Source organism: Bacillus sp. AFS002410 (assembly GCF_002556365.1).
GTDB lineage: Bacteria > Bacillota > Bacilli > Bacillales > Bacillaceae_G > Gottfriedia.
In genome coordinates this window covers 70,842-82,056 of the sequence record NZ_NUEU01000029.1, presented here as the reverse complement: position 1 = coordinate 82,056, position 11,215 = coordinate 70,842, and the positions used below count along the sequence as shown (strand labels likewise).

The window sequence follows — 11,215 nt, the reverse complement described above, 5'->3', positions numbered from 1 at the left end:
TTTTAGACTAACTTAAAAAACCATGACTTTATGCATGAAAACCACTAATTTATGAACAAAGTTCACATCTTTATGCACAAAGTTCACTTTATGTTCGTATTTCTTACTTCTCACCATCACTCGCAAATTTATCTTAAAAAAAAGAGCCTCAAATATATTGAGGCACTCTTTTTATTTAACAGAGAAATTATTTTACACCAACCGCATCAAATGCTTTATTTACTGTTGTTACTTCAGCAGAGCTTGCACCATATAGGTCAGCTGCAGATTGTACAGCTGCTGCACGAGCTTGGCTAAACGTTGCCGAAGAAGTTAAGTAAACGGTATTTGCACGATAGAAAATTTTAGCTAGTTTATCAATACCGATGCCTGAAACAGTTACACCATAATGAGTTCCACCTGCTGAAATTAAGTAAGCAGCTTTATTGATGATACCGCTATTTGTATGAACGCCACCGTTATCAGCAGTTCCTACATAACGTTTTGAATAGTTATCTGGATCACCATATTTAGCTGGGTCACTCATAGAACGAAGTGAATCGCCTGCAATTTTTGGAGTATAAATATCTTCACCAATCTCGTAATCTGGATTGTTATTATTATAGAACTCAATTACAGTTCCAAAAATATCTGAAATAGCTTCATTTAATGCACCAGATTCATTTTGATAGATTAGGTTTGAGCTTCTTTCCGTAACTGCGTGAGTTAATTCATGTGCTACTACATCAAGTCCGCCTGAAAGATAAGTGAATGTTGTTCCATCACCATCACCATACACCATTTGAGAACCGTTCCAGAACGCATTGTTATAACTACGGCTATAATGGACTGTTGATTTTAAAGCAGCACCATTACCATCATATGAATTACGTCCAAAAACAGTTTTATAATAGTCATATGTTTTTCCAGCATAATAATGAGCATCAACTGCTGCAGCTTCAGTTGTACTATTTAGAAGTGTGTCAGTGCTTGTCCAAAGCGTACCAGGTAAAGTAGTACGAGAATTTGCATTATATGTGAAAATACCATTTCCTCTTGTATTGTCTTGTAAATAATAAGTTGAACCAGATTGAGTCATATTTAGTGTTTTTGTATCACCAAGAACACCTTTTCCTGTTGCTGTGACATTTGTACCAGTAATTGATGGTTTAGCAACCGATGCTCCAACAGTTTTACTAGCAGCATGGATGCTGTCCATTGTATCAATACTATTATAGCTATTTAAGATTTTGCCTGTTGATGCATCAATGAAATAATTATAGTTACCAGGTTTAGGAGATAGGAAGTTTAAGTTTACATGATATGCATACGTAGCATCATTACCATTTGTATAAACTACTAGATCAGCTGTAGGGTCTTTTTCATATATAGGAGTGTATCCGAGGTCTGCGACTGCGATTTTGATTGATTTAAATGCGTTAACTTTTTTAGCTAATTTTAGTCCTTTTTTAGTATCTAAGTTTGGAATAACTGTACCGGAGAAAACGTTTAGAGATCCATTCGCTCCAACTACTGCAGTTTGAGTTGATCCCCATACAGGAACACCGTTGTATACTTGTTGTAGTCGAAGATTAGTACCATAAGAATCTTTTTTACTCGATTGAATGACAAATGATTTTTCAGATGACTTAGATCCAAGCTTGAATTTATCCTTGTTAGCATTGACATAGTTGTGGACAACGCTTAAAGGGCTCTTAACTGATGGCTTAGTCAACTGACCTGAAACAAACTCAGGTGATCCTACTGATTTGTTGTACTTGTATTTCGATAATACATTTTTTGGTGCGGCATATGTATTAGTCACCGATAAACTACTTGCTGCCAAACCTACAGATAATCCAACCGCTAAAACTTTCTTGTTCACTAAAATTCCTCCCTTGGTTAACATATGTGGTATTGAGGAATTCATCGTAACATCTACTAATCTAGTTTTACAAACTACAAAATTCTGCAATTCTCGCATTTTGTGAGGAAAAAATAAGCTGATTTATCGAGGGAAAAATATCCAATTGCGTTTTAAAATAGTAAAATTGTACCAATTTTAGTTAAAAAACGGTAAAAAATACTCGAATTATATTAAGAACACGTTTTATTTTAGTTAATTTGAACCCAAATAAAAGCCGTTTTAAGGGAGAAAAATTTATGAGTTTGTTATTTTAGTAAAGTTTTAATTTCGTTTTATAATCAAAATAAGGGAAGTTTGTACAGTTAAGATTAAAGCAAACTGCTAATCTAACCTTTTAATTTAATGACAGTACGATAAATGGTTAAAAAATTATTTTAAAGTAATGACTTGCGAGATAAAAATATATTTCAACATAAAAAGTGATAATTGAACTGGAATAGTAATAAAAAAAGGGCAGGAAGATGAATTTCCTGCCAAAAATTAAGAAAATACTTTATATTTGAATTTTTAACGATAGCCTTGAAATTGCTCCTATTACATCGTAATTCCCTTATCGACAATGATAATTTTTGCTTTTACATGTACTTTTGAGTCCTTTAAAGCTTCAGGCCATTTTGATTTTACCTTTTTCCATTGCTGATGTTCGTATGAACTTGCTAATATGCCTAAGCCAATCGGGTCAAGTTCATCGGCTTGGAGCGTCTCGATAAATTTATTTAAATCATTCTCCATAGAAGAACTGAGTTCCTTACTTAATTTTTCAGATGTTTTATCATTTAACGGATAAGGTGATTGTGTGATCATAACGGGTATCTTTAAGGAAATAGTAAAATCAAAATGGTTATTCTTGAATTTACAATCTACCTTTCTTTTTATATCTTTCACATTATAACTAGCCTGCTTTAAGTTAATGAGGGGTTCATTTTCATTCTTTTTCTTAATATTTATAGAAGTATTCGGCCCTAACTGTCCATTTTTTTTACCTTGAAGTATGCGTAATAGTTGTGTTTCTTTTATAGATAAAGTCCTTTTTAAGAGAAATTTGCGGTCTAATAATGCTTCCCCACTAACTTCAAGATCCCCATTTTTAATTGCCATTTTTGGAAAATATGGTGTTATACCTTTTTCGTACTTCATTAAATGGAACATTCGAATCGATGTTCGAATTGTAACATTTCGAAAATCAGCTGTTTCAATTAGTTGAGGGATGAAAATAGATAATCTCGGTTTATCTTTTGGTTTAAGATTACCTAACTCTGACAAAGAGCCATCAAATAATAGAATATCGGCATTTTGTCTTAATTTTGGATCACGATAGATCAAGTCTAATACAGCCGTCCACGTTGGGTACTTAGCTAACTTAGTTCCGATTAAAAAAGCTTGTAATTTACCTCCCGTGGAAACCCCTGTTACTCTCGAATCAAATAAATTGCGAGCTTCCCGAACGGATGAAGCATCTACTACGATTTGTTCATTTTTTTCTTCTGCTTCTTCACTAAAAACAGGGCTGGACATAAAGACATTGAGGTTTTTCTGTTGTTGATCAATTTCTACTCCTAATACTAACCCCATCGTTATATCTTCAATATTAACGATCTTTTTGCAGCCTGTTAAAATTTCTAATAGAAGTAAACAGCTAGCAGCGATTTTTAAAATTTTCATCCAATCACCTTTTTTCCTAATGAGCGAATCCAAATTAAAAGTAGAATCGTCATCATGCCAATCGAACCATATGTAGATAATAAGTTCATATAAAGATCATTTTGTTTGAAGGTTTGTATGAAAAAAGTTGTAAAAATTAAAAAGACACATGATAATCCAATGAATATATAATCAATCCGTTTTTGCTGAAACATTTCTGCAAGATTAGTAACACTAATCCAAATATACATAATCCAAGTTTTAGATATAACCATTAGAAAAAGTGAAAAAAGAATGAAATCCAATCTTTCTACGTATTGAAATTCAATTACACTTAAAATATCTAAAACCGGTTCAAAAATCTTGCCGATTTCATCAGGACTATAAACGACAAAACAAATAATTGTAACGTATAAATATAGAAAGGTTATCATACCATTTGCTATTATAACGCCTTTAAGTGCCTTTTCTTTTTCTTCTAAGTAAGGATATAAAACAAAAATCGTTTCAATTCCTAAAAAAGATGTAATGGTTGATGGGACAGCCTTAAAAATTGGTGCCCAACCATCTTTAATGATTGGAAATATAAAGTGAGTATTACTTTGTTTCAAAGTGAAAAGTAGCATAACTAAAAAAAAGATAACAATTGGAAAAATAACTTCGACATATTTTCCAATAATTTGAATGCCACCTGTCACGAATTGATAAGTTGGAATTAAAAACACTACTAATAGTATAAGTAACGAAGAATCTTGTAAAATATAGGATTGGATAAATAAAGTGGATCTTAATAAAACTGTAAATCCAGTCCCAAGAAAGAAAAGTGTAAAGAAAAGGGAAAATATCGTACCAAGTACTTTCCCAAAACAATGAGTAAAGTAAGTATAGAATGAACAAGAAGGGTCTTTTTCACGAACTTTTACAATCAAAATACTAATGAATAAAGAGAGTATGCCTCCAATTAAAAGTGAGATCCAGCCACTTGTTCCAGCTTTCTGTTCTAATACCCGAGGTAAAGAAATCACGCCGATTCCAACTTGTACACCAAATATTAATAAAATAAATTGAACAAGTGTAATTCTTGGTACGATTTGTCTCATAATTATTTCCTCTTTTTTTGATTCATAATGTGTTGTTTAAATAATAGTGATAATGCACTATTTTTATATTTTTTCTTTAATCCTTTAAAATCAAAGGGTGAAACTGGTTGGCTGTATGATTCAGTGTAGCTTGATAATTTCAATGCATGAGCCATAATAATCATCGTACTTGCAATGATTCCGATGATGCCAAATATCGAAGCCATTAACATAATTGGGAATCGTAAAATACGTAAGCTTGAAGCCATGTCATAATTCGGAATAATAAATGATGAAATTGCGGTAATGGCAACAACAATAACCATAATATTGCTCACAATCCCGGCTTGAACGGCAGCTTGGCCGATAACAATTCCTCCTACAACTCCTACAGTTGTACTAATTGGAGTAGGAAGTCGAATAGCTGCTTCTCTTAACATTTCAAGTGTAATCTCCATAATTATCGCTTCAACAAGTGGGTCAAAAGGTACATTCGCACGTGATTCTCCAATTGAAATAATTAATTTTAACGGAACTACATCATAGTTAAAAGAGACGACTGAAATATAAATACCAGGTAAATAGAGTGTAATGAATAGAGCAATAACTCGCAAAAAGAAATAAAATAATGAGATAGCAGGCCTTGTAGAAGAATCATCAATACTTTTAAAAAAAGAGATAAAAGAACCAGGTAAAATCACAACTTCAGATGAACGATCTAATAGTATTACGACTTTTCCATTTTCTAGCGATTCTGCAGCAATATCAGGTCGCTCTGTTGTAACAAGCTGAGGAAAAAGGGAAAGTGGATACTTTTCTAGCATTTGTGCTAATTGACTTGCATTAAGAGCTGAATCGAATTTAATTGCAGCAAGCTTTGACTCAATCTCAGCAACTAATTCAGGTTTTACAACCCCATCGATATAAGCGAGATTAACAAAGGTTTTATTATCAGTACCAATTTTAGTTTCCTTGAATAATAAATTACGACTTTGAATAAACCTTCGTAGCAAGCCCATATTAAGTTCAATTGTCTCTACAAATGAAATTTTTGACCCTTTGATTGAATTATCAATACTTGGTGGAGTGAAGGTTCGCTTTGGAAAATCTTCAACAGAATAGATAAAAGCTTTAACTTCTCCTTCAATAAAAACAATACCTTTTCCCAACAATAATGATTTCTCTATGTCTTCAACTATTTTTGTAGCTGTTGTGTGGCTATAAAAAAATTGAAATAGATCTTCTTTATATTCAAGTAGATTCGTTGCAAACAGTTCTATTTTTTCTTCGTTTACTAAGCTACGAAAATAAACAATTACCCCTTTTTTACCTACTATTGAAACATTTTTTACTTTTAAATCTGAGGTAGGAAACAATGAGAAAAGTAATTCAATATTTGAATTTAAATTTCCATCTGGGTCAATGAAGTTAGATCGACGTCCATTTGTTTCCTTCAATGTTTCTCACCTCTTTAAAAATCACATTAGTTTACTAGTCTTAACTTGCGCGTTGAACATGGATACTATTCTAATTTGGTAGTTTATAGAAGAAATTATTTCTAAGCATTAGCCTTAAATCTTATATTTTTATTAAAAAATCTTATAAGTTTATAAACATTCGTGCCGAAAATAGTCGAATATCCTTTATAAGGGACCCTAATATTGTGATGATGCGAAGAGCTTAACCCAATTGACCGAATTCTGAATAGTCTTAATAATTAAGTTTGTAAAGATTACTAAATGATTACTTTCATAACAAATACAAAGTTCATGTTTGTATATCAAATAGCTCTTTTCAAACAACTTTTAAGTAAGCGGAAGGAAGGGTTTAATGGGGAAGCGTAGGAAAATAGGAAAAGGGTTAGTTGTATTTGCTTTATCCACTAGTTTTGTAATTGGCTCACTTGGACATGGTGTCTCTATATCAAAAGCTGTAGGCACCACAAAAACTGAGGATTTACTCGCTAAATTGACACCTGAACAAAGAGATGTACTTAACAAAATTAAGATTAGTGATTCAACGGGACCGCAAATTTCTGAAGAGATTGATCAATCATCGAATGAACCAACCAATGTGATCGTTGAGTTTGCAAATAAGCCAGTAAAAATAGCTCGACTTGAGGCTGCAATAGAAGGAAAGGAATTGTCCGAATCAAAAGCGTCAGACTTAATTGATCAAGATCATTCGACTTTTACAAAAGATGTGGCAGAAATATTAACTAACGAAACAACAAAAAAGGTGAACTATAAGGTTCATCGATCATATAAACGTGCTTTTAATGGTGTTTCAATGACGTTACCAGCAAATCAAGTTCAGAATCTACTAAAATCAAAAGCAGTTAAAAAAGTTTGGAGTAATGAAACGTTTAAAATTGATCCGCCAAAAGAAAATGATCAACTAAAAACAGATGAAGCAAAAGTAGGGAACTATACGCCATATGATGCTTTAGATCGTTTACATGCAGAAGGGTTTACCGGTAAAGGAATAAAAGTCGGTATTTTAGATACAGGAATTGACTATAATCATCCAGATTTAAAAGATGCGTATAAAGGTGGATATGATTTCGTCGACAATGATAATGATCCAATGGAAACTACATATGCAGATTGGAAAAAATCAGGAAAAACAGAGATTGTAAGTGGAAGTGCATATTATACAGAACATGGTACACATGTAGCAGGAATAATTGGTGGTCGGGGCGTTGGTAATAGCGAATATAAAATGCTTGGAGCGGCACCAGAAGCAGATCTTTATTCATATCGAGTGCTTGGACCATATGGTAGTGGAACAGCTGAAAATATAATTGCAGCATTAGATAAAGCAGTAAGTGATGGTATGGATGTTATTAATATGTCACTTGGAAATGTATTAAATGATCCACTTTATGCAACATCAATAGCTGTTAATAATGCTGTACTTAGTGGCGTAACTACTGTTGTTGCTGCAGGTAATAGTGGAGATCAAATGGACACATTAGGTTCACCTGGTGCTGCAGCATTAGCTTTAACAGTTGGTGCGTCATCGATTGCACTTGATGTATATCAATATGCAGGTATACAGGATGGTAAAAATTATTCTGTAAGACAGTTAGCAAGAAATTATAAGGACGATTTAACAACTTTAAAAGGAAAAACCTATCAGTTGGTTGATGTTGGTTTAGCGAATCCAGCCGACTTTAATGGAAAAGATCTAAACGGCAAGATTGCGTTTGTTAAACGTGGAACAATTGCGTTAATAGACAAAATCAAAAATGCTAAAGCAAAAGGTGCAATCGGGGTCTTAATGTATAACGATGAAACAAATAAAGCGGAAGGTGCAATTCAAACATTTTTAGGTGAGTCGATGGATGCGATTCCATCATTCTCTGTATCAAATGATGAAGGTAATACAATTTTAGCGGCAATAAAAGCTGGAAAAACAGATTTCACTTTTGGTGATTTCACTAAACTAAAAACAGCTTCTGATGAATTAGCATCATTTAGTTCTAGAGGGCCATCTCGTGTAAATTACGATATTAAACCAGAAGTAACTGCACCTGGTGTATCAATTCTCTCAACAGTCCCATTTTATGTAAATGATAAAACAGTCGATGGTTCAAAACCAGAAGACTATAAATACTCTTATGAAAGATTATCAGGAACATCGATGGCAACACCTTATGTAACAGGTGTCTCAGCATTATTACTTCAATCTAATAAAGACCTACAACCAGAAGATGTCAAATCAATCCTAATGAATACTGCCGATCCGTTATCAAAAGATTATAGTGTATTTGAAGTAGGAAGTGGACGAGTTGATGCGTATGAAGCGATTCACTCGAATGTAGAGCTTGAGGTCGATGATCAAACTCCTACGATTATTAATGGGAAACTAAAATCAATTAAAGAACGAACAGGTGCGATGAGCTTTGGTTCATTTGCATTTAATGATCAAGATATTGCTGACTCACGTTCAATTACATTAAAAAACCGTAGTGAAAAGGCAAAAACATTTAATGTAAATGTGAAATTCCAAACTGGATTAAGAGGATCTAAAGACGCAGCTCAAAACAATGTAACTTTATTAGGTCCTACATCAGTAAAGTTAAATGGAATTAGCCAAAAATCAACTAAATTTAACTTAAACATTCCAAAAACAGCTGAAAAAGGCACATATGAAGGATATATTACATTCACAAATACAGCGGATCCAACTGAAACTTACCAGATTCCATTTGGTGGACGAGTTGTCAAAGAAGGATTAAGTGCTAGATTATATAATCCTATCTTTACGGATAAAATCCGTTTCCCAGCTACAGCACTTCCATCGGTAACTGCATATTTAACATTACAATCTCATATGAAGACGATTGATATCGTACTACAAAATGCAACGACAGGAGAAGATGTCGGATACATTGGAACATATGACGGTAGTCTATTAAAAGAAAATGTAGAATATTTAGCACAACAAGTCTTTAAAGGTGTGTATTATCCATTTACAGGAGATCCAAGTAACCCAATTAGCTCTGAAAATGCACTAGTTCCAAAGGGACATTATAAATTACGTTTTATTGGAACGAATGCTTCAGGTAAAACATTCTCATCATCTCCTGACTTATTATTTGAATCTGGTGATCCGATCGTAAAAACTAGTTTCGATTCATTAGATCAAAAAGTAGTAGAATATTCAGATGATCAACTAGATTCAAATGGAGAAATGCTTTATGATTACACATTTAATGTATATGATCCTGAAGTTGATGAAGCAAAACGTTATGGAATAAATGTTGACCAGTCTCAAAATGGAATTGTCTTTTTCTATAATTCGTCATTCCCTAACGCACCAGTTTTTACAGATAAAGATGGAAACTTTAAAGAGCAAATGTATGTTTCTAATAAAGTTAAATGGTTAGATGTAAGCTATTACACTTTTGATACAGCAAGAAATCAGACTCCAAACGACCATGTAGTCTTTACGAAAAATACAACGCCTTATTACTATTTCAAAGCAAATGATAAGAAAGCCACAACAGGTGATTCTGTAAATTACACAGTTCGTTCGAATAATATTAAAAACTTAAAACAAGCAACATTCGTAATCAATTGTGCTACAAAACAAGGTGAAATTCAAAACATTAAGTTAAACGATGCAGTAAAACAATATGGTGATTCAACAATTTCAGTATCATCTTCTCAAGCTTCTGCTAGTACAACGAAATATACTGTCAACTTTACTTATTTAGGGGATAAAGTACTACCAGTGGATTTACAGTTATTTAATTTTGATGTAAAAACATTGGATCAAGCTGTATCAATTGGAGTACCTTTCGGAGCAACAGCAAACTTTATCGATCAAGCTGGTGTGGAAACAAAAAATATTAATTCTTATGTTGAAAATTATCTTTACACATCAAAAGTATCTTACTTCAATGGAAACATGCAGCTAGAAGGAGTAATCAATCCAACAACAAATCAAATGAACTATGCTATTGATCAAACTCAGATTGGTGCTAAAGTTTCACTTACTTCATATGATGGGAAAACAAATTATGATCTACCATTAACTTCTAAAAATGGAGCTTTCGCAATTGACTGGGTAAGAGCTGATAATAAGCCATACACATTTAAAGTTGATGTACCAGGCCATTTCACAAAATATGTACAATTTACACTATCCGATCAAGTTCGTGGAGAAACAGTAGGCAGAACATTGCGTTACGTAACGCCACTACTAACTGCTGGAGATGCAAATAAAGATAACGTAATAGACGTAATGGACGCACTTCAAGTACAAACTTTCTGGGGTACTAATAAAGCATCAGCAGATTTCAATTTCGACAAAGTTGTTGATGCAAAAGATATGAATTACGTAGTGAAAAACTTCGGAAAGAGAAACAGCTCTGTACCGAATGCACCGAAGGCTAAGACTTCTTATAAGGGAGCTACTTTGGATAGTATATTGACTGAGCTAGGGCTGAAATAATTTTAAGATAAGTATGATAATCCACAAGGACGTTAATTTTCCTTGTGGATTTTTATTTGATTGACGTCATTTCTATGAAGAAGCGAGCGCTTTTTGTACGCTCTGAGCAGATTTCATATTTTATGAGCTTTGAATAGAGATAGCTGGGCAGGCGATGGGGAAAAATGAACTGGTGTAGGCGAAAATGGGTGGGTTAGGCAAAAATTAGGCCGCTGTTGAGTCGGTTTTGGAAAAAATCAAGCCGGTCTTTGCAAAATATGGACACTCTTGGCAAAAATAGAGTCAAATATAAGGATCAATAACAAGCTTTAACACTATATCAACGAACAAGAGCTAAATATCAACGGAATTTGGTGATATATCAACGAGAAACACCAATATATCAACGAAGTTCACTACTTTATCAATATAGTTCACATTATGTTCGTATTTCAACGATCGAATCCGCTATCTTTCAACACATAAAAGCAGCATTGAATTGCTTATGAACAAAACACTTTGATTTACGCACAAAACTCTACCATTTATGCACAAAACTCTACCATTTATGCACAAAACTCAGTACTATACGAACAAAGTTCACAGTTTTATGAACAAAGTACATATTTTGTTTGTATTTCATATT

General features: G+C 33.3%; 5 protein-coding genes. 1 reads left to right on the top strand and 4 read right to left on the bottom strand.

Annotated features, from left to right (window positions below; genetic code table 11):
• Positions 1 to 187 precede the first annotated feature (187 nt).
• The 4 genes from CN692_RS17110 to CN692_RS17095 all read right to left on the bottom strand — a co-directional run bounded on the left by CN692_RS17110 (position 188) and on the right by CN692_RS17095 (position 6,083).
• Positions 188 to 1,864, bottom strand: coding sequence for a M4 family metallopeptidase (locus tag CN692_RS17110; protein ID WP_098120378.1), 1,677 nt, complete (start codon positions 1,862 to 1,864; stop codon positions 188 to 190).
• A gap of 576 nt (positions 1,865 to 2,440) precedes the next feature.
• Positions 2,441 to 3,568: a Ger(x)C family spore germination protein gene (locus CN692_RS17105; RefSeq protein ID WP_098120377.1), complete on the bottom strand. Its 1,128-nt coding sequence runs from the start codon at positions 3,566 to 3,568 to the stop codon at positions 2,441 to 2,443.
• Positions 3,565 to 4,647: a GerAB/ArcD/ProY family transporter gene (locus CN692_RS17100; RefSeq protein WP_098120376.1), complete on the bottom strand. Its 1,083-nt coding sequence runs from the start codon at positions 4,645 to 4,647 to the stop codon at positions 3,565 to 3,567. Before CN692_RS17100 ends, CN692_RS17105 begins: the two co-directional genes overlap by 4 nt.
• A gap of 2 nt (positions 4,648 to 4,649) precedes the next feature.
• Positions 4,650 to 6,083 carry a spore germination protein gene (locus CN692_RS17095; RefSeq protein WP_098120375.1) on the bottom strand — a complete coding sequence of 478 codons (1,434 nt, stop codon included), beginning with the start codon at positions 6,081 to 6,083 and terminating at the stop codon, positions 4,650 to 4,652.
• A gap of 373 nt (positions 6,084 to 6,456) precedes the next feature.
• Here CN692_RS17095 and CN692_RS17090 point away from each other — a divergent pair, with 373 nt between their 5' ends.
• Positions 6,457 to 10,590, top strand: a complete 4,134-nt coding sequence (locus CN692_RS17090) for a S8 family serine peptidase (RefSeq protein ID WP_098120374.1) — start codon at positions 6,457 to 6,459, stop codon at positions 10,588 to 10,590.
• Positions 10,591 to 11,215 lie beyond the last annotated feature (625 nt).

Coding starts and splice junctions, on each gene's coding strand:
- CN692_RS17105 (WP_098120377.1), bottom strand. CDS start 3,568: ATGAAAATTTTAAAAATCGCTGCTAGCTGTTTACTTCTATTAGAAATT.
- CN692_RS17100 (WP_098120376.1), bottom strand. CDS start 4,647: ATGAGACAAATCGTACCAAGAATTACACTTGTTCAATTTATTTTATTA.
- CN692_RS17090 (WP_098120374.1), top strand. CDS start 6,457: ATGGGGAAGCGTAGGAAAATAGGAAAAGGGTTAGTTGTATTTGCTTTA.